Annotated in this window: 27 protein-coding genes and 1 pseudogene; 16 read left to right on the top strand and 12 right to left on the bottom strand. The window is 49.1% G+C overall.

Features of this window, described 5'->3' with window-relative positions:
- Positions 1 to 196: 196 nt before the first annotated feature.
- From rpsI to zapE, 3 genes are all read right to left on the bottom strand, one after another.
- Positions 197 to 586, bottom strand: a complete 390-nt coding sequence (rpsI, locus tag WCN91_RS06280; RefSeq protein WP_105200064.1) for a 30S ribosomal protein S9 — start codon at positions 584 to 586, stop codon at positions 197 to 199.
- Positions 587 to 599: 13 nt separating this feature from the next.
- Complete coding sequence (gene rplM / locus WCN91_RS06285) at positions 600 to 1,028, bottom strand: 50S ribosomal protein L13 (protein WP_105187995.1); 429 nt, start codon at positions 1,026 to 1,028, stop codon at positions 600 to 602.
- A 246-nt stretch (positions 1,029 to 1,274) separates the two neighbouring features.
- Complete coding sequence (zapE, locus tag WCN91_RS06290) at positions 1,275 to 2,363, bottom strand: cell division protein ZapE (RefSeq protein WP_342677553.1); 1,089 nt, start codon at positions 2,361 to 2,363, stop codon at positions 1,275 to 1,277.
- A gap of 100 nt (positions 2,364 to 2,463) precedes the next feature.
- Here zapE and WCN91_RS06295 point away from each other — a divergent pair, with 100 nt between their 5' ends.
- The 3 genes from WCN91_RS06295 (at position 2,464) to WCN91_RS06305 (ending at position 5,576) form a co-directional block, all read left to right on the top strand.
- The gene (locus tag WCN91_RS06295; protein WP_342677356.1) at positions 2,464 to 2,916 is read left to right on the top strand and encodes a Z-ring associated ZapG family protein; all 453 of its coding nucleotides are present in this window, start codon (positions 2,464 to 2,466) and stop codon (positions 2,914 to 2,916) included.
- A 120-nt stretch (positions 2,917 to 3,036) separates the two neighbouring features.
- A complete protein-coding gene (locus WCN91_RS06300) occupies positions 3,037 to 4,389 on the top strand; it encodes a DegQ family serine endoprotease (protein ID WP_342677358.1) in 1,353 nt (450 codons plus the stop codon).
- Positions 4,390 to 4,493: 104 nt separating this feature from the next.
- Positions 4,494 to 5,576, top strand: a complete 1,083-nt coding sequence (locus WCN91_RS06305) for a trypsin-like peptidase domain-containing protein (RefSeq protein ID WP_342677360.1) — start codon at positions 4,494 to 4,496, stop codon at positions 5,574 to 5,576.
- A 38-nt stretch (positions 5,577 to 5,614) separates the two neighbouring features.
- Here WCN91_RS06305 and murA read toward each other — a convergent pair whose 3' ends face one another.
- From murA to WCN91_RS06340, 7 genes are read right to left on the bottom strand one after another with little or no spacing between them, the layout of a single operon-like run.
- Positions 5,615 to 6,892 (bottom strand): UDP-N-acetylglucosamine 1-carboxyvinyltransferase, encoded by a 1,278-nt coding sequence (gene murA, locus WCN91_RS06310; RefSeq protein WP_342677362.1) that lies wholly within the window; start codon positions 6,890 to 6,892, stop codon positions 5,615 to 5,617.
- A gap of 11 nt (positions 6,893 to 6,903) precedes the next feature.
- On the bottom strand, positions 6,904 to 7,161 hold the full coding sequence (locus WCN91_RS06315) for a BolA family protein (protein ID WP_105200060.1): 258 nt from the start codon (positions 7,159 to 7,161) through the stop codon (positions 6,904 to 6,906).
- Between the two features lie 5 nt (positions 7,162 to 7,166).
- Entirely contained in the window at positions 7,167 to 7,460 is a 294-nt protein-coding gene (locus WCN91_RS06320) for an STAS domain-containing protein (RefSeq protein WP_342677364.1), read from the bottom strand.
- Positions 7,453 to 8,130 (bottom strand): MlaC/ttg2D family ABC transporter substrate-binding protein, encoded by a 678-nt coding sequence (locus WCN91_RS06325; RefSeq protein WP_342677366.1) that lies wholly within the window; start codon positions 8,128 to 8,130, stop codon positions 7,453 to 7,455. Before WCN91_RS06325 ends, WCN91_RS06320 begins: the two co-directional genes overlap by 8 nt.
- A 5-nt stretch (positions 8,131 to 8,135) precedes the next feature.
- Positions 8,136 to 8,690: an outer membrane lipid asymmetry maintenance protein MlaD gene (gene mlaD, locus WCN91_RS06330; RefSeq protein WP_342677368.1), complete on the bottom strand. Its 555-nt coding sequence runs from the start codon at positions 8,688 to 8,690 to the stop codon at positions 8,136 to 8,138.
- Between the two features lie 12 nt (positions 8,691 to 8,702).
- The gene (mlaE, locus tag WCN91_RS06335; RefSeq protein WP_425416015.1) at positions 8,703 to 9,491 is read right to left on the bottom strand and encodes a lipid asymmetry maintenance ABC transporter permease subunit MlaE; all 789 of its coding nucleotides are present in this window, start codon (positions 9,489 to 9,491) and stop codon (positions 8,703 to 8,705) included.
- Complete coding sequence (locus tag WCN91_RS06340) at positions 9,491 to 10,285, bottom strand: ATP-binding cassette domain-containing protein (RefSeq protein ID WP_342677370.1); 795 nt, start codon at positions 10,283 to 10,285, stop codon at positions 9,491 to 9,493. Before WCN91_RS06340 ends, mlaE begins: the two co-directional genes overlap by 1 nt.
- A gap of 203 nt (positions 10,286 to 10,488) precedes the next feature.
- Between WCN91_RS06340 and WCN91_RS06345 the strand changes: the two genes are divergently transcribed.
- The 12 genes from WCN91_RS06345 (at position 10,489) to mgtE (ending at position 19,748) form a co-directional block, all read left to right on the top strand.
- Positions 10,489 to 11,460 (top strand): calcium/sodium antiporter, encoded by a 972-nt coding sequence (locus WCN91_RS06345; protein ID WP_342677372.1) that lies wholly within the window; start codon positions 10,489 to 10,491, stop codon positions 11,458 to 11,460.
- Positions 11,461 to 11,471: 11 nt separating this feature from the next.
- Positions 11,472 to 12,440, top strand: a complete 969-nt coding sequence (locus WCN91_RS06350; RefSeq protein WP_342677374.1) for a KpsF/GutQ family sugar-phosphate isomerase — start codon at positions 11,472 to 11,474, stop codon at positions 12,438 to 12,440.
- Entirely contained in the window at positions 12,440 to 12,991 is a 552-nt protein-coding gene (gene kdsC, locus WCN91_RS06355; RefSeq protein ID WP_342677376.1) for a 3-deoxy-manno-octulosonate-8-phosphatase KdsC, read from the top strand. The genes WCN91_RS06350 and kdsC overlap by 1 nt, the downstream gene beginning before the upstream one ends.
- Entirely contained in the window at positions 12,988 to 13,542 is a 555-nt protein-coding gene (gene lptC, locus WCN91_RS06360) for an LPS export ABC transporter periplasmic protein LptC (RefSeq protein ID WP_342677378.1), read from the top strand. Before kdsC ends, lptC begins: the two co-directional genes overlap by 4 nt.
- Positions 13,532 to 14,062: a lipopolysaccharide transport periplasmic protein LptA gene (gene lptA / locus WCN91_RS06365; protein ID WP_342677380.1), complete on the top strand. Its 531-nt coding sequence runs from the start codon at positions 13,532 to 13,534 to the stop codon at positions 14,060 to 14,062. The genes lptC and lptA overlap by 11 nt, the downstream gene beginning before the upstream one ends.
- Positions 14,059 to 14,784: an LPS export ABC transporter ATP-binding protein gene (lptB, locus tag WCN91_RS06370; protein WP_342677382.1), complete on the top strand. Its 726-nt coding sequence runs from the start codon at positions 14,059 to 14,061 to the stop codon at positions 14,782 to 14,784. The genes lptA and lptB overlap by 4 nt, the downstream gene beginning before the upstream one ends.
- Before the next feature lie 23 nt (positions 14,785 to 14,807).
- Positions 14,808 to 16,295: an RNA polymerase factor sigma-54 gene (locus WCN91_RS06375; RefSeq protein ID WP_342677384.1), complete on the top strand. Its 1,488-nt coding sequence runs from the start codon at positions 14,808 to 14,810 to the stop codon at positions 16,293 to 16,295.
- 25 nt (positions 16,296 to 16,320) lie between these two features.
- The gene (gene hpf, locus WCN91_RS06380; protein WP_342677386.1) at positions 16,321 to 16,608 is read left to right on the top strand and encodes a ribosome hibernation promoting factor; all 288 of its coding nucleotides are present in this window, start codon (positions 16,321 to 16,323) and stop codon (positions 16,606 to 16,608) included.
- 1 nt (position 16,609) lies between these two features.
- Entirely contained in the window at positions 16,610 to 17,056 is a 447-nt protein-coding gene (ptsN, locus tag WCN91_RS06385; protein WP_342677388.1) for a PTS IIA-like nitrogen regulatory protein PtsN, read from the top strand.
- A gap of 105 nt (positions 17,057 to 17,161) precedes the next feature.
- A complete protein-coding gene (gene rapZ, locus WCN91_RS06390) occupies positions 17,162 to 18,007 on the top strand; it encodes an RNase adapter RapZ (RefSeq protein WP_342677390.1) in 846 nt (281 codons plus the stop codon).
- Positions 18,008 to 18,012: 5 nt separating this feature from the next.
- The gene (locus WCN91_RS06395; RefSeq protein WP_342677392.1) at positions 18,013 to 18,279 is read left to right on the top strand and encodes an HPr family phosphocarrier protein; all 267 of its coding nucleotides are present in this window, start codon (positions 18,013 to 18,015) and stop codon (positions 18,277 to 18,279) included.
- A gap of 110 nt (positions 18,280 to 18,389) precedes the next feature.
- Positions 18,390 to 19,748 carry a magnesium transporter gene (mgtE, locus tag WCN91_RS06400; RefSeq protein ID WP_342677394.1) on the top strand — a complete coding sequence of 453 codons (1,359 nt, stop codon included), beginning with the start codon at positions 18,390 to 18,392 and terminating at the stop codon, positions 19,746 to 19,748.
- A gap of 498 nt (positions 19,749 to 20,246) precedes the next feature.
- Here the strand turns inward: mgtE and WCN91_RS06405 are convergent.
- Together WCN91_RS06405 and pmbA are read right to left on the bottom strand one after the other, a co-directional pair.
- Positions 20,247 to 20,662: pseudogene (locus WCN91_RS06405) on the bottom strand (VOC family protein).
- A 134-nt stretch (positions 20,663 to 20,796) separates the two neighbouring features.
- Positions 20,797 to 22,146 carry a metalloprotease PmbA gene (gene pmbA / locus WCN91_RS06410; protein WP_342677397.1) on the bottom strand — a complete coding sequence of 450 codons (1,350 nt, stop codon included), beginning with the start codon at positions 22,144 to 22,146 and terminating at the stop codon, positions 20,797 to 20,799.
- Positions 22,147 to 22,337: 191 nt separating this feature from the next.
- On the opposite strand from pmbA, the gene yjgA reads away from it, so the two are divergent.
- Positions 22,338 to 22,850, top strand: coding sequence for a ribosome biogenesis factor YjgA (yjgA, locus tag WCN91_RS06415; protein ID WP_342677398.1), 513 nt, complete (start codon positions 22,338 to 22,340; stop codon positions 22,848 to 22,850).
- Positions 22,851 to 22,896 lie beyond the last annotated feature (46 nt).

Consider the following 22,896-nt stretch of genomic DNA (forward strand, 5'->3'; position numbering starts at 1 on the left):
ACTTCGTTAGTTTATTTGCCCGGCAATTGTAGCAAAAAATTCTCAAAATTATCGGCTAGATTTGCATTAAATCGGGGAAATTATGAAATATTCTCTGGGGACGCGAATGAAGTTGTCCCTTAGCCTGCCACAGGCAATAAAAAACCCGGTTTGCCAAAGGCAAAGCCGGGTTTTGAAATTCTGGATACGTAATAAATTAACGCTTCGAGAACTGTGTTTTCTTACGTGCTTTCTTAAGACCCACTTTCTTACGCTCAACTTTACGAGCGTCGCGAGTAACAAAGCCAGCTTTACGAAGTGAAGGACGAAGTGACTCATCGAACTCCATAAGCGCACGAGTAATACCGTGACGAATAGCACCAGCTTGACCAGTAGTACCACCACCTTCAACAGTGATGTAAAGGTCAAACTTTTCAGTCATTTCAACTAGCTCTAGAGGCTGACGAACAACCATGCGAGCAGTTTCACGACCGAAATATTCTTCGATAGAACGTTGATTGATTACGATGTTGCCAGTGCCTGGGCGTAGGAAAACGCGAGCACTTGAACTTTTACGACGACCTGTACCGTAGTATTGATTTGCCATGAGTTAGTGCTCCTTAAATGTCTAGAACCTGAGGCTGTTGTGCAGCGTGGTTATGCTCAGTACCTGCGTAAACTTTAAGTTTACGGTACATTGCACGACCAAGAGGACCGCGTGGAAGCATGCCCTTAACAGCTTTTTCGATGATCATTTCAGGCTTTTTAGCTTGAAGTTTCTCGAAGTTGATAGACTTAAGGCCACCTGGGAAGCCAGTGTGCGCGTAGTACATCTTGTCCTGAGTCTTGTTACCAGTTACGGTTACTTTTTCCGCGTTGATAACGATGATGTAATCACCAGTGTCAACATGAGGAGTGTACTCAGCTTTATGCTTACCGCGTAGGCGACGAGCGATCTCAGTAGCGATACGACCTAAAGTTTTACCTTCAGCGTCAACTACGTACCAGTCACGTTTTACTGATTCTGGCTTAGCAACAAACGTTTTCATTTATAAAAATCCAATGTTTACAATTATAAAACCACAAGCAGAAATCTTTCTGCTGCTCTATTAAATATGCTTCAACCCCTTCGAGTTTAAGACTTAACCCTCAGTAGTGGCTAAACGAACCGAGGTAGAACGGCAAGTGGTAGGCGCGGGAGTATAGCAAAGCAAATAGGGAATTACTACAACTTAGCTGTTTTTTTGCGCGCCTTGAAGGGGTCAAAGTAACGGCGCCAAAACGCGCCGCTAAGATCAGGCCAAATGAGGCCGTTTTAGGTATTCGTGCGACTGCATTTCCTGCAAACGACTCACACACCGCTTAAACTCAAAATTCAACCGACCATTACTGTAAAGCTGCTCTATTGGCGCTTCGGCAGAGATGATCAAGGTCACATTGCGCTCATAAAACTCATCAACCAGGGCGATAAAACGGCGCGCCGCATCATCATTATGCTGACCCATCTGCTTCACATTGGCGAGCAGCACAGTGTTATAAATGCGGGAGATTTCCATATAGTCGACCTGAGAGCGCGCACTTTCGCACAGCTGCTCAAAGTCAAACATCACTATACAGTCACTGACCATACGGGTGCCTATCATTCGCCCTTCGATTTCAATCTCTTCATTGGCACGCCCAGGCTCGGGGGAAAGCTGTTCAAAATAAGCAAAGAGGTTTTTATCCGCCTGCTCATCTAAAGGACTGTGGAAGATCTCCGCCTGCTCCAGCGTACGCAAACGATAATCGACGCCCGAGTCAACATTCACCACCTCAGTATTGGCTTTAACCAACTCGATGGCAGGTAAAAAACGCGCCCGTTGCAGGCCGTTTTTATATAACTCATCCGGAACTATATTCGAGGTTGCCACCAAGATGATGCCACGCTCGAACAGGGCCTCCATTAAACCACCCAAAAGCATGGCGTCGGTGATATCCTGGACGAAAAACTCATCAAAACAGATGATATCCGTTTCACTTTTAAGCTTATCGGCCACCACCAAAAGAGGGTTTTTAACCTCTTGTAATTGCTTTAATTCATGATGTACTCGGTGCATAAAACGGTGAAAGTGCACACGCATTTTACGTTCCATCGGCAAAGCCTCATAAAAGGTATCTACCAGGTAGGTCTTACCACGGCCAACACCACCCCAAAAATAAAGCCCTTTAATGGTCTTCGTGCTATCCTTAGAAAAGAGTCTTGCGAATAAACCAGCCGGCTTAGGTGGTTGCGCGACCATATCATCGAATAGCCTTTGCAGGTGCTTAACGGCATTTTCCTGAGCGGCATCATAGAGAAAGTCGTCACGCTGTAAGTCTTGTTGGTATTTTTGCCAAGGAGTCATGATAGTAACGGCGTACAAAGAGGTAAATTTTCGCGCTATCTTAACACGGCTCATAACAAAGCGTATATTTGGCTAAGAAAGTTTTCAGAAGGGGAAATCTATGTCCACTATTACTTGGATTGGAGTAGTAATCATTATCGCCATTGGCAGTTTCTTTGTTGGTGGCTTGTTTACAAAAAAACGCTTTAAGCAGGAAGAATTAGAGCAACAGGCTGAAAAAGCACAAAACGAGCTGGAACAATATCGCCAGGATGTTGCCGATCACCTGGATAGCACCAACAAACTGATCAATAAATTAAAAGACAACTATGAGCAATTGGCTCACCATGTACAGCAAAGCGACCATTTATTGCTGAGCAAAAAAGACCTGGATGACAGCCAGCCGTTTTTCTCTAAAGAAACCACGGAACAATTGCAGGCATCATTAAGTCAGCGCCCCGAGCGTCACTCCAGCAACATGGTCCATGACAGTCAGCCGGCCGACTATGCCGCCGGTGAATCCGGACTGTTTCGCGGCAAAAAAACGGATGTTGAACAAAGACAACCTGCCTGATAAATAAGCAGTCGTTACACCCTTGAGGAACTAATTTAACATCCCCATAGTCAGTATAGAAAATAGCTTTATAGGTACCGGGCTGCTTCGCGGCCCTCTCTTTTGGAGTTTGTCTATACTATGAAAATGAAATTATCAGTTCTCAGTGCCGCAATTTTATCGGCCACCTTTTTTATGCAGCCCGGCCTTGCCGAGGCAAAATTACCCGTTGCCCTTGATGGTCAACAACTCCCCACCCTAGCACCAATGCTAGAGCGCGTAACACCTGGCGTGGTCAGTATTCGCGTTTCCGGTTCCAAGGAAGTCCGCGGTCGTGTCGACCCATTCGACTTCTTCTTTGGCCGCCCTCAGCCTCGCTCGCAAAAGCGCCCTTTTAGCGGCTTAGGCTCAGGCGTGATCATAGATGCCGATGAGGGTTATATAGTTACCAATAACCATGTTATCGATGATGCCGAAGAAATGCTGGTAACCTTAGAAGACGGTCGCGAGTTTACCGCCAAGTTGATTGGCGCCGATAAAGAGTCGGATATTGCCCTGTTGCAAATCGAAGGCAAAAACCTGACCGAAATTAAACTGGCCGACTCAGACAAGCTGCGCGTCGGCGACTTCTCCGTGGCCATAGGCAACCCTTTCGGTTTAAGCCATACGGTTACCTCAGGTATTGTCAGTGCTCTTGGCCGTAGCGGCCTTAATATTGAAGGGTACGAAGACTTTATTCAAACCGATGCCGCCATCAACCAGGGGAACTCGGGCGGTGCCCTGGTGAACCTTAAAGGCGAGCTGATCGGTATTAACACCGCCATCCTCGGCGCCTCAGGTGGTAACGTTGGCATTGGCTTCGCCATTCCCTCGAACATGATGAAGAACCTAGTCGATCAAATCATCGAATTTGGCCAGGTGCGTCGTGGCTCATTGGGGATCTCCGGGCGTACTCTGGATGCCGGCTATGCCGAAGCCCTGGATCTGGATGTAAAACGCGGCGCCATGGTTGAACGCGTAGTCGAAGACTCGGCCGCTGAAAAGGCCGGTATTAAGGCGGGCGATGTGATCATCAGCGTTAATGGCAATGATATTCGCAGCTTCCAGGAGCTACAGGGCAAGATAGCGACCCTGGGCGAAGGTAAGAAAGTGGAGATCGGCCTCTATCGTGACGGCGATGAAATCGAGGTGGACGTCACCCTAGCCGCCGCCGGTGATATCGCCAAAGAAGCAGCGGAAGTGCATCCAGCCTTGGCCGGTGCCGAGCTTGAGTCGGGCAAACGTAACGGCGTCAAAGGCGTGATAGTCAATAGCGTCGATCCCCGCTCGGTTGCCGCCCGTATCGGCTTAGAAGAAGGCGATATCATCACCCAGGTGAATCGTCAGCGCGTAGAAACTGTGCGTGAGCTAACCAGCACCATAGCCGATATTAACGGCAATATAGTGCTAGTAGTGCGCCGCGGTAACAGCACCTTCTTCGCGCCTATTCAGTAGCCATAGCTTCTACTTGTAACAATTCAACAGCGGCGCCCTTGCCGCTGTTGTTACTTCTGTGCCATCATTGTTAGTTCAACAAACTAATAATAATTATTAATTTCGTGCTAAAACAAATTAGATTTGTGCTCGTGCCGCTACTGAGCGGTTTGGGGCTCGCCTTTATTATGGTGCTGGCCACCCCCACGCTTCGGGATGCCTTACTACCACTGTTAGCAAGCGACGGCTTTAGCGGCTCGCATATGAGCTACGCCACTGCCGTAAAACGTGCCGCACCGGCTGTGGTCACGGTTTACTCCGAACGTATTTCTACCCAACCTCGCTATATGCAACAGCAAAACACGGTATCGGAAATAGGCTCCGGCGTTGTAATGAGCGCCGATGGTTATATTCTTACCAACTACCATGTTATCAATAGCGCCGATGTGATCATGGTGATGCTCAGCGATGGCCGTCACTTTAGCGATGTGCAACTGGTGGGTTTTGATACCGTCACCGATCTGGCCCTGTTAAAGATAAACGCACAAAGCCTGCCTACCATTCCCATAGACGAAGCCTTTTCACCTCAGGTTGGCGATGTTGTGCTGGCCATAGGTAACCCCTTAAATCTGGGGCAGACCATTACCCAAGGCATTATCAGTGCCACGGGCAAGCAGCGACTCACCGATAGCTCACACTCCAGCCTGTTACAAATGGATGCCGCTATCAATGTCGGTAACTCGGGTGGCGCCCTGGTTAATTCCCACGGCGATCTGGTGGGTATTACCTCGGCCCAGTTTAAAACCCGCAGCAACCTGGATATTCAAGGGATCTTTTTTGCCGTGCCCTACTCCTTGGCCAAAGACGTGATGGATAAACTGATCCGCTACGGCCGCGTGGTGCGCGGTTATATGGGTATGGATGTCACAGCCGTAGATAAACAAGGGCGCGATGTCACCAATAATAAGATGGCCATTGCCGGCATGCGCATCAATAAGCTCGACCCCTTGGGGCCTGCCTGGCAAGCGGGTATAAAAGAAGGCGATATAGTTATTCGTATGGGTGGCCACTCGGTCAGCAATATACAACAAAGCCTTGAGCGTATTGCCAATACTAACCCGGGCACCGAACTGGAAGTCGAACTCTACCGCGATGGCGAGCTACATAAGCTCAAGGTTACCGTGGCCGAGCTGGAAACTCGCATGTAATGCAATTGACAATAAAAAAGCTGCCATCGGCAGCTTTTTTATTGTTCGCTATTTGTTAACTCGCTTACGCGCTTAATATTTGCGCCTAACGCGCTCAGCTTATCTTCGATATGCTCATAGCCTCTATCAACATGATAGATGCGATCCACACGAGTTTCGCCCTCGGCGATAATGCCGGTCAGAATCAAACTGGCCGAGGCACGCAAGTCCGTGGCCATCACTCGCGCACCGCTTAGTTTCGGGGTATCACCACAAATGGCAGTATTGCCCTCAAGGCGAATGTCTGCGCCCATGCGCTGCAGCTCAGGCACGTGCATAAAGCGGTTTTCAAAGATGGTCTCTGTGATAATTGCACTACCCTTGGCTACCACGTTTAGGGCGGTAAACTGGGCCTGCATATCGGTCGGGAAACCTGGGTGCGGTAAGGTTTTAATGTTTACCGCTTTCAGTTCACGCTCACGCATATCCAGATAAATGGTATTTTCGGTGACCTCAATATGGGCATTGGCTTCACGCAGCTTTTCTAGCACCGGCTCTAGGCTCAAATGATCTGTGTTCTTACAGAGGATATCGCCTTTAGCCATGGCTGCAGCAACCAAGAAGGTGCCGGTTTCGATACGATCCGGTAAGATGGAGTGCTCGCAACCACCTAGACGCTCAACCCCTTCAATCTCGATGCGGCTGGTACCGGCACCGCTGATCTTGGCGCCCATATTATTCAGGTACTTAGCAAGATCGCTGATTTCAGGTTCGCGGGCGGCATTTTCCAATATGGTTTTACCTTCCGCTAGGGTTGCTGCCATCAGCAGGTTTTCCGTAGCGCCAACACTCACGGTATCCATAAAGATTTCCGCGCCTTTAAGACGGCCATCAACCTGTGCGTGGATATAGCCGTTTTCCACTTCAATCTGAGCACCCATGCGGCGCATGCCTTGAATATGGATATCGACCGGACGGGCACCTATGGCACAACCGCCAGGCAAAGAAACCTGAGCCTTACCAAAGCGAGCCAATAAAGGACCTAGCGCCAATACCGAGGCGCGCATTTGCTTTACCAACTCATACGGCGCCACTATGCTGTCAACCGTACCACCATCGACAATAAGCTTGTCGTCTTGCCAATACACCTCGGCACCCAGCTCTTTTAGCAGGGCTTCCGTGGTAGTGATATCGCGTAGTTTGGGAACATTGCTAAAGCAGCTTTTAGAGTCTGCTAATAGGGCTGCGAATAGAATGGGCAGGGCGGCATTTTTCGCCCCGGAAATGGTCACCTCACCGCTTAACGGGGTGCCACCTTGAATAATAAAATGGTCCATTGCTGTGCCTGTTATTGCGGAAGGATAAATTTGCGTTCACGCTGCCACTGTTCTGGCGTAAAGGCACGAATAGTCACAGCATGTATGGTGCCATCTGAGATTTGCTCCATCAGTGGCTTATAAACCAACTGCTGTTTTTTAACCGGGGTTAACCCGTCAAAGCAGTCACCCACGGCTATCACCTGATAGTGGGTACCTTCAACTTTAACTATTACTTCTTCGAGCCCTAGCTCGTCTTTCAATAAAGCTTCAACTTGACTGCTTTGCATTATTCTCACTCAAAAATTTTGTCGACCTGACCCAGTTGCATCAACTTTTGCAGCTGTTCAGGGATATGCTGTAGTCGCAACTCTTTACCTTGCTTATGAAGCTGCGACAAGCTGTCTAATAACCAGGCCAACCCAGCGGTATCAACGTGACTAACGTCATTTAAATCCAGTGCTACCTTGGTACTGCTACTAGCAAGCAGTTGCTGTACTAAGGTCTTATCGGCAACACTATATCGGGTTAATTCACCACTGAGTGTAAACTGGTCATCACTTTTTTGTGATAAGGTCAGGCTACTCATTGCCACCTTCACCACGAAACTGAACTGGCAGTTTACTTTTCTTCTCTAGTAAATCAATGACATGTTCAATGCCTTCCTGGCGTAAAATGCCATGCAGCTCACTTTGTTTGGCATCAAGCAGGCTAATGCCTTCGGCTATCATGTCATAAGCGCGCCATTGATTGCTATTATCCTTACGCACTTTAAAGCCAATATCAATGTCTGGCTTGCCTGGGTCTTTAATCGTGGTTTTCACCACTACCACAGTTTCATTACCAAACTCTTTCGCAGGATCGAATTCCACGGTTTGGTTAGTGTATTGGGTAAACACACCGGCATAAGTGGCTACCAGGTAATCCTTAAACACATCCATAAAACGCTTAATATTGTCGATCGCCTGCTTTTTTTCCTCAGGGTCTTCGATATTGCGCGCCTTTTGAATATAGCTTGCCAGTACACGATAAGAGGCATACTTATAATCGACATAAGGAAGAAGCTCTTCTTCCACTATCACTTTTAGATGTTCTTTATCGGCGGCAATCTTGCTCTGGTCATGTTCGATACGCTTAAAGGTTTGATCGGCAACCTGGCGCACCATTTTATATGGATCGCTTAAATCGACTTCCGCCGCCTGCGCCTGGGGCGCCAGCAGTAAAAACAATCCTGCTACGAAACTGAAAACCTTATCCATAACTGCTACTCGCTACCTTGATTGAATAGAAACTGGCCAATTAGCTCTTCCAACACCAAGGCTGACTTGGTATCGGTGATCATATCGCCGTCCTTTAACGCTTTTGACTGCACACCAAAAATGGCGTCAATTGATAACTCATCATCTTGTTGCGACTCAGCCACGGCATTGCCCAAACAGGCCTGCTGCGCTTGGTTGCTGGCAATAGCCGGGTTAATACCCAAGTACTGCTCACCTAAAATGCCAGATGTAAGAATAGACACCGAAGTGGCATCGGAAAACTTACATTCATAGGCGTTATCTATGGCCATATAGACCACAGGCACAAACTCACTAGGGTGCACCTGAATAGTTTCAACACGGCCGATAACTACCCCGCCCACCTTGATAGGTGCTCGAGTTTTTAGTGATCCTATATTTTCAAACTTAGCCTGCAATGAATAAGTGCCATTACTGCCGCTTAAACCGGCATTTGCCACCTTGAGCGCCAACATAACGAACGCAGCAACGCCCATAGAGACAAACAAGCCGACCAAAATTTCAATTGTTCTCGAATTCATGGTGTTAATCCTTTAGCCGCCAAACATTACGGCGGTCAAAATAAAATCGAAGCCAAGCACGGCCAGTGAAGAATGGACAACGGTTTCCGTTGTCGCTTTGCTGATCCCTTCCGATGTGGGGACGCAATCATAACCCTTGTATAAGGCTATCCAGGTCACCACCAGGGCAAATACACAGCTTTTAATTAGGCCGTTAAGTATGTCTTTCTCGAACGACACCTGCGACTGCATAATTGACCAGAAACTACCGCGGTCAACGCCAAGCCAGTCAACGCCGACTAAATGCGCTCCTAAAATAGCCACCGCAGAGAAGATGAGTGCCAGCGCCGGCATGCTGATCATACCCGCCCAAAAGCGTGGAGCAATCACCCGCTTTAATGGGTCCACCGCCATCATTTCCAAACTGGTAAGCTGCTCTGTGGCCTTCATCAAACCGATTTCTGCGGTCAAGGCACTACCGGCGCGTCCGGCAAATAAAAGCGCCGTCACTACAGGGCCGAGTTCACGCAGTAGGCTCAGTGCCACCAAGGGGCCCAAACTGTCTTCAGCGCCATAATCAACCAGTACGGTATAGCCTTGCAGGGCTAATACCATGCCGATAAACAAGCCGGATACCACAATAATAATCAGGGATAAAAAACCCACCATGTAAAGCTGGCGGATCAGCAGCGGCGTGCCCTTACGAAAGTTAGGCATGCTTAATAAGGCGCCCAACAGCATGTAAGTAGCACGGCCCATAGAGGCGAAGCGGCTCAGGGTTTTATGCCCCAGGCGCTGCCAAAATTCGAGCAAGGCTGACATTATGACATTAACTCCTGCTCATAAGGCTGAGCATCAAAATGAAATGGCACAGGACCATCAGACAAGCCCTGTAAAAACTGCTGCACCAGAGGTGATTCATGCTGGCGCAGCTCATCCGGGCTGCCACAGCCTATCACCCCTTTTTCAGCGATGATGATCACATGATCGGCAATGCTCATCACCTCGGGTACATCATGGGTAACGATTAAGGACGACAGCCCAAGGACATTATTAAGCGAGCGGATCAACTTCACCAGCACGCCCATGGAAATGGGGTCTTGTCCGGCAAACGGCTCATCGTACATGATAAATTCTGGGTCCAGGGCAATGGCACGGGCTAGTGCTGCACGACGGGCCATACCGCCAGAAAGTTCGGCCGGCATCAAGTCTTTGGCACCGCGCAGACCCACGGCTTGCAGCTTCATCAAGACAACAAGACGGATCAATTCTTCGCTTAGTTGTGTATGTTCACGCAGCGGAAAGGCGATATTGTCGTACACCGACATATCGGTAAATAAGGCGCCACTTTGGAACAGCATGCTCATTTTCGTGCGCGCCTTATACAGCGCCGCGCGATTCATGCTAGGAATACTTTGACCTTGAAAAAGAATATCGCCACTATTTGGCTTAAGCTGACCACCGATCAGCCGCAGCAAGGTGGTTTTACCTATACCACTGGGGCCCATAATCGCAGTGATCTTCCCCTTGGGAATGGTTAGGCTCATATTCTGATAGATAACACGTTCCGCGCGTTTGAAGGTAACATCCTTGATTTCAACGATTGGTTGCGACAAGTCGCTCTCCCACTATTTTTCCGTCATGTGACCCGACATTTTAAAGTTTTTTTGCGCCGAGGGAAAAAAGAATCTGTAAAAATTTGTAAGATCATTCAACAAAGCTGTAATGACGACAAATTAGGTGCGTTTTTTTACACAATTACAACGGCTTTTGATACTATTTGCGCCAGTATTTTTTCTAACTCATTGGCTTTGCACTCATGCTCACTTCTTTTGCCATTCTCGTCGCCGGTTTTGTCGCTCTCGTTTGGAGTGCCGACCGCTTTGTCTTTGGCGCCGCGGCTTTAGCACGCAACCTTGGCGTACCCGCTTTAATCATAGGTTTAACCGTAGTCGCCATGGGCTCTTCTGCCCCGGAGATGATGGTATCAGCGTCGGCAGCACTGGCTGATAAAACCGATACTGCGGTGGGTAATGCGGTGGGCTCAAATATTACCAATATTCTGCTGGTGCTGGGTATCACTGCTCTATTACGCCCGCTGTCGGTGTCCTCGGTGACAGTTAAACGGGAAATGCCCTTAGCTTTTGTAGTCTCAATAGCCGCCTGGTACATGTTTACCGACAACTATTTTTCCAGTGTAGAAGGCTGGTTGCTACTAGCCGGCTTTGTCGCCTTTATCACTTTTCTTATCATTATTTCGCGCCAGCAAAAAAATGCCGAGGACGACCCCTTTGTCAGCGAAGCCTGTGATGAAATCCCTAAAGATGTGAGCACCAAAGCCGCCTCCCTATGGTTGATTGTGGGCCTGATACTACTGCCAGTCAGCTCGCATTTTATCGTTTCTTCGGCGGTGGAAATCGCTCAATTCTTTGGTCTTAGCGACCTGGTTATCGGCCTTACCATTATCGCCATTGGTACCAGTTTACCTGAGCTTGCCGCCTGTGTAGCCGGCGTGTTGAAAAATGAAGACGACCTGGCCCTAGGTAATATCGTTGGCTCAAACCTGTTCAATATCCTTGCCGTGCTTTCCCTTGCCGGTATTCTTAACCCAGCGGTGATTGACCCGGCCGCAGCCAACCGCGATGCCCTGGTAATGATAGCCGCGACCATAGTATTAATTGCCATGAGTTTGAACTTTCGTGGTGCCAGACGCATCAACAGGTTAGAAGGAGGCATGTTGCTGGTCGCATTTTTTGCCTACCAAGGATATATTTTTAGTCAGATAGCATAGAGTAAGCGTATATGACACAAAGCTACATCGCTTCCGCCCAGCGGGTGATAGAGACAGAAGTTCTTGCCCTTCAAGAGCAGCTGCAACATCTTGACGAGCAGTTTATTCAGGCCTGTGAACTAATGAAGGCCTGCACCGGGCGCATTATAGTGGTCGGCATGGGCAAGTCTGGTCATATCGGCAACAAGATAGCCGCCACTTTGGCGAGCACAGGCACCCCGGCCTTTTTTGTGCACCCGGGAGAAGCCAGTCACGGCGATTTAGGCATGATCACCGCCCAGGATGTGGTGTTATTAATCTCTAACTCCGGCGAGACTCATGAGATTGTCAGCATCATCCCTGTAATTAAGCGCATTGGTGCAACCTTGGTGGCCATGACAGGGAATACCCAGTCAAGCATGGCCACCCTGGCAGATCTACATATCTGCATCGGCGTTTCTCAGGAAGCCTGCCCCTTGGGCCTGGCTCCCACCGCCAGTACCACGGCCACTTTAGCCATGGGCGATGCCATCGCCGTTGCCCTGCTCGAAGCCAAGGGCTTTACCGCCGATGATTTTGCCCTGTCCCACCCCGGCGGCAGCCTGGGTAAACGTTTATTGCTAACGCTTAACGACGTTATGCACAGCGGCGACAGCGTGCCACGCTCACATCAATCGCAAAGCATTAAAGAAGCCTTGTTGGAGATTTCCAGCAAGGGTCTGGGCATGACGGCGGTAATCAATGACGAACAACAGCTGGTTGGCCTCTTCACCGATGGCGACCTGCGCCGCGTGCTGGAGCAGCGCATAGATATACATAGCACCACCTTACTTGAGGTGATGACACCAAATTGCACCACGGCCACCGCCAATATGCTGGCCGCCGAGGCGCTTAATATCATGGAGCAAAAGCGTATCAACGGTCTTATCGTCATCGACCAAGACTCTCGCCCCATTGGCGCCCTGAATATGCAAGACCTACTGCGGGCGGGAGTGATTTAATGCAATTTTCCGATTTGTATCAGCCCATAGAGCAAGATGCCTGGCAAAGAGCTCAGGCGGTAAAATTACTTATCTGCGATATCGACGGCGTGTTTTCCGACGGTCGTATCTATTTGGGCAATCAGGGGGAAGAACTCAAAGCTTTCAACACCAAAGACGGCTTTGGCATTAAGGCTTTATTGAATAGCGGCACCCAAGTTGCGGTGATCACCGGCCGCCAGTCACAAATAGTGCAAACCCGCATGGAAAGCCTGGGCGTCCCTTATATTTATCAAGGCCGAGAGCATAAGCTCGACGCCTACGGCGAACTCAAGCAAACCCTTAATCTGAGTGATGAGCAGATTGCCTATATAGGTGATGATGGCCCGGATTTACCGGTAATGGAAAAGGTAGGTTTTGCCGTGGCCGTTAATGACGCCCATCCTTTGGTGAAACGTATTGCCCATTACACCACAATGCTGCCAGGCGGCTTTGGGGCAGTGCGTGAACTAACTGACCTGCTGATATTGGCCAAGGGCGGCAGCCTGGGCACTGAGGGTACCAGCTCATGAATATGGCGCGGGTGCTGATATCCATCGTTTTTATTGCGCTTATGGCCTGGCTATGGGCACCCTATTATATGCAATCGGAAAAAACGGTAACAAGCAGCAGCGATACCATTTCTATCCCGGATTATATTGCCACCGGACTTAGACAAAGCAGCTATAACGATCAGGGGGCGTTAAGCCACACAGTTTATGCTGAGCATATGGAACTCTTCGACGAGCTGGGTTTTACCCACTTCAAGAAGCCGGTATTTACTCTCTATAACGAAGGTGAACGCTGGCGTGTAACCGCCGATGAAGCGACACTCTACAATAACAATATTTTGATCTTGGAAAGCAACGTCATCGCCACCAATTTAATACCAGGGGCAATGATCGAAAAGGTCCAAGCAGCAGCTATCCAAATAGACATTGGTGCCCAACGTATGGAATCGGAGCAAAGTGTTGAGCTCAGGGGGCCAGATCTCCTGATCACAGGTCAGGGCTTGAAAGCGGATATCAATACAGAGATAGTGGAACTAATAAAACATACGCGAACGGTATATTATGACCAGTAAATTCAAAGCATTAATCATAGGTTTGGGGTTCGGAATTGGGGCTGTAAATGCCTGGGCGGAACAACCGAGCACGGTGACGGAAGTACAGATCGACGCCGATAAACAGCAGGCGCTGATCAAAGAAAATATCACCATTTTTGATAAAAATGTACACATTGTTCATGGTCAACGAGAAATCAAGGCGGATCGCCTTGAGGCCCACCGTCGCCCTGAGTTAGGTGATAACAAGCAGTTGCTGATTGCCACCGGCAACCCAGCCATCTACAGCGAAACCATGGAAGATGGTACGCAAATCACCGCTTCTGCCAAGGAAATCCGCTACGATGTAGCTACGCAAATGCTGCAGATTTCCGGCACTGCAAAAATAGCCATGGCCGATCAACAGATAATCGCCGAGACAATCAGCTATGATATAAACAAGCAGCTGATCAGTGCCGAAAAAGATAAAGATTCGAGCACTCGCGTAAGAACCACGCTCACACCGCAAAATGATGAGCAAGAAGAGAAGGAACAACCATGACCACGCTGAAGGCGCAAAAGCTGGCAAAAAGCTATAAGGGCCGTGAAGTGGTCAAGGATGTGGGCCTGGAAGTCAAAGCTGGCAGCATAGTCGGCCTGCTTGGCCCTAACGGCGCCGGTAAAACCACCACCTTCTATATGATCGTTGGCCTGGTGCCAAGCGACAAAGGGGTGATCAGCATAGACGAACAGGATATCACCCTGCTGCCCATGCATTCTCGCGCCCGTTTAGGCATAGGTTATTTGCCGCAAGAGTCTTCGATTTTCCGTAAATTGACCGTTTATCAGAACCTGATGGCCATTTTGGAAACCCGTAAGGATCTGGATAAAAGCGGCCGCGAGCGCGAGCTTGAAGGCCTGCTGGACGAGTTTAATATTCAGCATATTCGCGACTCCTTAGGCATGGCGCTTTCCGGCGGCGAACGTCGTCGCGTGGAAATTGCTCGCGCCTTAGCCGCTAACCCGAAATTTATTCTGCTCGACGAACCTTTTGCTGGTGTTGACCCTATTTCGGTGCTAGATATTAAGAAAATCATTGAACACCTCCGCAACCGTGGCATCGGCGTCCTTATCACCGACCACAATGTGCGCGAAACATTAGATGTATGTGAAACTGCCTATATCGTCTCCCATGGCGAGCTAATCGCATCAGGAACTCCCCAACAGGTATTAGCAGATCAAACCGTACGCGATGTATATTTAGGTGAGCAGTTTAGACTTTAATTACAAAAGGATTGTTAGAGTACATGAGGCAATCATTACAGCTGCGCCTAGGCCAGCAATTAACAATGACCCCCCAATTGCAGCAGGCTATCCGCCTGTTGCAGCTCAGTACTTTGGATCTCCAACAAGAAATTCAAGAAGCACTTGATGCCAACCCCTTGCTCGAAATCGAAGAAGAGCATTACGGCGATAACGACCTGCCGCGCGATAAAAACTCGGCGGCTGACAGTGATAGTGACACCCAAAACAGCACAAGCAATCAGGACGAAGTTGAAAGCGGCGATGCCCTCAACAATGACTCGATCAGCGATGATCTGCCCATGGATGTATCCTGGGACGAGTATATCAGTGCCGCACCGGTCGCTTCATCTGGGCCCATGCCAGATGATGAGTCTATTTATCAAGGCGAAACCACGGAAACCCTGCACGACTACCTGATGTGGCAATTACGCCTCACCCCTTTTAGCGCCATAGATGAAGCCATTGCCACCGCGATTATCGAAGCCATCGACGACAACGGCTTACTTACCGTTAGCACCGAGGACTTGCTCGACAGCATCAACCATGATGAGCTGGAAGAAGAGATTGAACTCGACGAAATAGAGGCCGTGCTTAAGCGAGTTCAAATGTTTGATCCTATAGGTATTGGCGCTCGCTCACTACAAGAGGGCTTGTTGATCCAGCTCAATCAATTTTCATCTCAAACCCCTTGGCTTAACGAGACGAAAGAGGTAGTTTGTAACTATATTGATTTGCTTGGTAACCGTGACTACCGCACCTTAATGAAAAAGACTAAGCTTAAAGAAGCGCAGTTAAAAGAGGTGATGACACTGATACACAGCCTGAATCCCAAGCCCGCCGCGACCATAGTACGCGAAGAGTCGGAGTATGTGATCCCGGATGTATCGGTGAAGAAGGTCAAGGGTCGCTGGAAGGTGGAATTAAACCCCGATAGCATGCCGAAGATACGTGTGAACGATCACTACGCATCCCTGGGTCGCAACTGCAAATCACAAAGTGACAGCCAATTTATTCGCTCTCACTTGCAAGAGGCAAAATGGTTTATAAAGAGCCTGGAGCAACGCAATGACACCTTACTTAAAGTAACTAATTGCATTGTGCAGCAACAACAGGCATTCTTTGAACATGGCGAAGAAGCAATGAAGCCAATGGTCCTTAACGACGTTGCAGAAATGGTGGAAATGCACGAGTCGACTATCTCTCGTGTTACCACACAAAAATACATGCACACGCCACGTGGGATCTTTGAGTTAAAGTACTTTTTCTCCAGCCATGTGAATACCGAGAATGGAGGTGAATGCTCATCCACAGCGATTAGAGCATTGATCAAAAAGCTAGTAGCCGCGGAAAATCCTGTAAAACCGTTAAGCGATAGCAAGATTACCGACATACTAGCAGAGCAAGGAATCAAAGTGGCTCGACGGACGATTGCAAAATATCGTGAATCGTTGGCCATACCACCGTCAAATCAACGTAAAAGCTTGATATAGACGTTAGACAAGAAGGAAAATGCTTATGCAATTAAATCTTACCGGTCGTCATGTAGAAATCACAGACTCTCTTCGCAACTATGTAAATAGTAAATTTGCCAAATTAGAGCGTCACTTTGACCACATTAATAATGTGCATGTTATTCTCGATATCGAGAAATTGAACCAAAAAGCAGAAGCAACTCTTCATGTAAACGGCGGCGAACTGTTTGCCACCGCAGAGCATCAGGATATGTACGCGGCGATCGATGGCTTAATTGACAAATTAGACCGCCAGGTAATCAAACATAAAGAGAAATTGTCTCGTCATTAAAATGAGCTTAGATTTACTTTTTTCCAAGGACTGCAGCAAGGCTGCGGTCCTTTTTAATAGCAAAAAAAGAATGTTGGAATACCTCTCTCAGGTAGCACACCAACATATCCCCCACCTCAGTGAGCAAGCCATACTGGACTCCCTTCTGGCTCGTGAAAAGCTTGGCAGCACTGGCATAGGAAAAGGGGTGGCTATTCCACACGGTCGCCTTGAAGGCATAGAGAACACCCTAGCCATTATTGTCACCAGTCGTGAAGCAATCAATTTTGACGCCATCGACAATCGCCCCGTGGATATTTTTGTGGCGCTGCTTGTACCAGGCGATCAATGCGAACAACATCTCAAGACCTTGGCGAAAATTGCTGATAAACTTAAAGATAAACAATTATGTAAGCAGCTAAGATCGGTCACCAGCGACCAGGAACTGTACCAGTTAATGGTTGTATAAGGCGCGACACGGAAAGTTCGGCTGAATGTACGGCTGAAAAGCCCGATTGATAAGTTCGAGTGTTTAACTTTAATGCCAGCATCTGGCTCGGCAAGGAGTGGATAAGTGGATTTAATTATTGTCAGTGGGCGCTCCGGTTCGGGTAAATCCGTCGCCCTGCATGTACTTGAAGATCTCGGCTACTACTGTGTCGATAATATCCCAGTCAACCTATTGCCCTCCCTAGTGCGCAGCGTGTCCGACAATTACGATAAAATTGCCGTCAGTATCGACGTTCGCAACCTTCCTAAAGAAGAACAAGAATTCAGCGATTTACTCGGTTACCTACCAGAGTTTTCACAACCGACACTCTTTTACCTAGACAGTGACGAGCAGACCCTGATCAAACGTTTCTCGGAAACCCGGCGCCTGCACCCCTTGTCGATGCAAAACCTGCCCCTGGACTTGGCCATACGCGAAGAAAAAAAACTACTGGATGTATTGATCACTCATGCCAACTTTATCATAGACACCAGTGAGTTAAGTGTGCACCAGTTGGCCGAGACGATACGTGAAAAGGTATTGGGTAAAAAAGACAAGCAACTGCTTATTACCTTCGAGTCTTTTGGTTTTAAACACGGCATACCAAAAAATGCCGACTATGTATTCGATGCCCGCTTTTTACCTAACCCACATTGGGAGCCGGAGCTTAAGCCCTTAACCGGCCTCGACCAACCGGTCAAAGACTATCTTGCCAGTCAAGGCATAGTACAAAAATTTACCTGGCAAATTCAAACCTTTATGCAAACCTGGTTGCCACACTTAGAGCGCAATAATCGCAGCTATCTGACCATAGCCATAGGCTGCACCGGTGGTCAGCACCGCTCCGTGTATCTGGCGCAAACTCTGGGCGAGCGCTTTATGGACACCCACCCTAACGTGAAAATTCGCCACCGCGAGCAGGAGGGTTAGACTTGATGGAAGCCACCTTTGTTATTCAAAACAAGCTGGGGTTGCACGCCCGTGCCGCCTCACAGCTGGCACAATTGGCAATGAACTTTGATGCTAAGATCACCCTGTACCAGGGGGAGAAAAGCGCCGAGGCCGACAGCGTCCTCGCCTTACTCTTGCTCGAAAGCGGCCAAGGTAAAGAAGTCAAAGTGGTGTGCGAGGGCAGCGACGAAGAAGGTGCGCTCGCCGCCATTGGGAAGTTAATCGCAGAAAAGTTTCACGAACAAGAATAACCCCTCATTTACCTTTGGTATCTTAGTCTGAGTTAAGGTAAACTTACTAAGCGCTTGTAAGTGCTCGCTTATCAGTGCGTTTCTTCCATTTTTATCGACAAGGGATGCCTATGCCTGAAGCCTATGAACAAGAAAATCCGCTGCAACCACTTCAAGAGATCACTGAAGCACTCAATAGCGGCCAATTTGTTCATGTACGTCGGCTTCTAGCAAAAACAGCGCCCTGCGACACCGCCCTTTTACTCGAATCATCGCCGCATAAAACCCGCTCCAAGCTTTGGGCCTTAGTCGATCCCGACGTTCAGGGTGACGTACTCGAAGAGCTGTCTGAAGACGTACGTCTTAGCATTATTGCGCGCATGGAGCCGGAGCATATTGCCGCGGCGACCGAGGACATGGACGACGATGATCTCGGTGAAGTACTACGAAGCCTGCCGGAGCCCGTTTATAAAGACGTAATCGAGGCGATGGACAGCCAAGATAGAGACAGGGCAACCACGGCGCTGTCTTATCAGGAGCGCTCGGCCGGGGCCTTGATGAACACGGATACCGTGACCATTCGCCCCGACGTTTCCATCGATGTCGTATTGCGTTACCTGCGCCTAAAAGGCGAGCTGCCCGAGGGCACGGATGAGCTCTATGTGGTCGATAAAGACAACTGCTTTTTGGGCTCATTGCCACTGACCGCCTTGCTAACCAATATGCCTGACGCCATAGTGCGTGAGGTAATGGACGAAGAATGCGAAGTCATTCCCATTAGCATGGACGAGTCAGAAGTAGCACAGCTGTTCGAACGTCATAACTGGATCTCAGCCCCAGTAGTGGATGATCAGGCCCATCTGCTCGGTCGTATCACCATTGATGATATCGTTGACGTTATCCGTGAAAGTGCCGAGCACAGCATGTTAAGCCTGGCCGGTCTTGACGATGAAGAAGATACCTTTGCGCCGGTTGTGAAAAGTACCAAGCGACGCTCGATCTGGCTGGGTGTAAACCTGCTTACCGCCATGTTGGCAGCCTTTGTTGCCAGCTTTTTCGAAACCACCCTGGGTATTTTACCCTTCTTAGCCGTACTTAATGGCATAGTGCCGTCCATGGGTGGCGTTGCCGGCTCGCAAACTCTGACCTTGGTTATTCGTGGACTGGCATTAGGCCATATCAATGAGACCAACCAAAAGTTCCTACTGACCAAGGAGCTGGCCATCGGTGCCTTGAACGGCGTACTGTGGGCGATACTTATAGGCAGCGCCATTGCCCTGTGGAAATGGGATCTCACCATAGGCCTGGTGATCGCCTTTGCCATGTTTATGAACCTATTGGCCGCCGGTATCGCCGGTGCAGTGATCCCATTAGTGTTAAAACGCATGGATATAGACCCGGCCCTGGCCGGCAATGTAGTTCTTACCACGGTCACAGATATAGTCGGTATCTTCGCCTTCCTCGGCACCGCTACCTGGTTCTTGATCTAGCCGCTCGGCCTTTACCGCCATGCTTGTAAGTCGGTCTTTGCCGCCATGGATGGCGGTAGTAGAGCAATGCAGGAGCATATTGCCGAAAAAGGCCGACGAAAGGGGAATCGTCTGGCACCATGTCGGCGCAGAGCACCAACCCCCACAGAAAAAGCTGGACTAAAAGTAAACACCAGTGTATCAGCCTGATCCCCTTACATTGTACCCGAAACGCGTTACGAGAAGCGTAATCGCCAGCACGACGCTGGCGAAAACATGCTCGGGACATGGCTGAAAGCGGAAATACAGGAGTGAACAATTTCACTCCTGCCGCTTGAAGGCGACGAGCTCTGCGAGGAGGGGGACCGCACTGTGCATGTGGGTTACCTTCATTTCTCGTAACGCGCTGAGGAAAAAGTGCAATGTTGGGGCGCCTTGGGGTTCTTAGGGGTGGTTGGCGTAAACCACCCCTAAGGTGCCGTCGTCACCACGACAAGTTCTAAATATGAAAAGGCACAGTCAAAATTCATTATTACGCAGCTCAGGAATATCCGTCAGGTATTGCACAAACTCCACCTCAAAACCCGCAGGGTCGATAAAATAGACATTGCGACGATAGGGATTATCTATCCCATCTTTAGCTATAGCGAACCCCGCATGCTGCAAGGCTCTATCACCCCATCGATATCCTGAGTGACATAGGCGAAATGCGCCAAGCCGGGTTGATGTCCTTCCAAGTCACGATTTTCACCCTCGCCGTTATCGTTCAGGGCAATGTAGTGGTAGTCATCGCCAAAGTGCAGCCAATTGCGCGGTTTACCGGACCAGGTACCTTCGCCCTTGCTGCGTACCTGCCAGTGCGGGAAGGCGGCGCGATAAAAACGCAGCGAATCATTGATATCCGTGACCACTAAATTCACATGCTCTAAGTGCATCACTCTCTCCTAATTTAGTTTTCATTTTTTAATTTAGGAAAGACTTTAAAACCTCAACTTAAGTTAAGGTAAAGCACAAAATGAAAAAAAGCGCCCATCAGGCGCTTTGCAATTATTTGCTACAGCAACGAGGATTACTCGCCGGCTATCTGCATTTGCTCAATCAACACTGAGCCGGTAAGCACACCACCGCGCGGGTCGATGTCACCACCTATGCCGACTATGCCCTTAAACATGTCTTTCAGGTTACCGGCTATGGTAATTTCACTCACCGGATACTGAATTTCACCATTTTCAACCCAGAAACCAGCGGCACCGCGGGAGTAATCACCTGTCACTGTATTAACACCTTGGCCCATCAGCTCGGTCACCAATAAACCACGACCCATCTGCTTCAGTAGCGCCTTTAAATCCTGGTGCGTTTGTTCCACCAGCCAGTTATGAATGCCACCGGCGTGACCTGTTGCCGTCATGCCCATTTTGCGCGCCGCATAGCTGGCCAGAAGATAGGTTTTTAGCTCACCGCTGTGAATAATTTCACGGTCCTGAGTTTTTACCCCTTCCGAATCAAAGGGTGACGAGGCAAAGCCTTTAAGCAAGTGCGGGCGCTCACTAATATTAACTATATCGCTGAACACCTTAGTATTTAGGCTATCAAGCAAGAAGCTGGATTTGCGATACAGGGCGCCACCACCAATGGCTCCTACCAGGTGGCCAAACAAGGAGTTAGCGACATCGGCACGGAAAATCACCGGTACCTTCATGGTGCCCAGCTTTTGGCTATTTAATCGCGCCAGGGTTTCGCTGGCCGCTTCCAGGCCCACTTCGCTGGCCGCCTTTAAACCGCCTTGCTCACGGGCTATGGTGTAGGCCGAGTCGCGTTGCATTTGCTCCCCTTCCTGACCTATCACCATGGTGCTGATGCTATGACGGGTGCGCGGGAAACCGGCCAGCATGCCATGACTGTTACCATATACGCGCAGACCTTGGTGGCTGCTAAAGCTGGCGCCATCGGAATTCACTATGCGCGGGTCGAAGTTTAGCGCCGCGTGCTCCGCTTCCTGACAAATTTCAATACCTTGCTCCGGCGTTACCTGCCAAGGATGGTAAAGATCCAGATCCGGCGGGCTCATTTCCAACAACTCAGCATCGGCCAAGCCATTACAAGGGTCTTCCGAAGTGTATTTGGCAATTTCAATGGCTTTTTCCACCACAGAACGCAAGGCTTGTGGACTGAGGTCAGCGGTTGATGCCGAACCTTTTTTGTTGCCCACATAAACACTGACACCTAAGCCACCATCTTGGTTAAATTCGATGGTCTCGACTTCGCCCAAACGGGTGCTCACCGACAAGCCGCTAGTGCTCGACATGGCTGCTTCGGCCGCCGTAGCACCGAGCTTTTTGGCCTGCTCTAAGACTTCACTGACGGCATCTTTTACTTCGTCGATTTGCTGGTAAATCGCCGCAGATTCGTTTTCTTGCATAATTCGTTTCGCTCTTGAATCTAATGACCCTAGCCTACCACAAAGCCTCACACTAATTTAGCGTCAGTTACGCTTTGTTGTTTGTTTCTGCATTGCAGACGTTGTTGTAGCGATTTTATCTGCGCAATTTTCCGACCACTTAGCCAAACGAATTGGTATAATAACGACAAAGTGCATTATTCGAGACCAGTATGGCCAAAAAACCGCAACCCGAAGAAGAGATTATTTACGTATCTAAAAGCGAGCTTAAGCGCGACGCCATGGAATACCATGAGCTAGGCATAGAGATTGCCAATCTATCGAAAAAACAACGAGAGAAGCTGCCGCTTAGCCCCGACTTGGAAGCTGCGATGGAATTGGCCGATCGTTTAAAGGATAAAAAGGACGCCTACCGTCGACACTTAAACTATATTGCCAAAACCCTGCGCAGCACCACCAATGTCGAAGACATTAACCAGGCAATGGCTATTATCACCAATAAGAACAACCAAAAAGACGTGATCATCAATCATATCGAGCAAACTCGTGATGATCTAATCGCCCAGGGCGACGCTGGTCTTAATCCCTTGCTGGAGACCTACCCGCAATTGGAACGCCAGCGCATGCGCCAGCTTATTCGCCAGGCAGCGAAAGAAGTGAAAGATGAAAAACCAGGCAAGGCCTTTAAAGAGCTATTCCAAATTCTTAAAGACTTAATGCTTTAGGGCTTGGCTCTAAAACGCAAAAAGGCAGCCGTGGCTGCCTTTTTTA

Origin of the sequence: Pseudoalteromonas qingdaonensis, from assembly GCF_038739665.1 — a bacterium.
Lineage (GTDB): Bacteria > Pseudomonadota > Gammaproteobacteria > Enterobacterales > Alteromonadaceae > Pseudoalteromonas > Pseudoalteromonas qingdaonensis.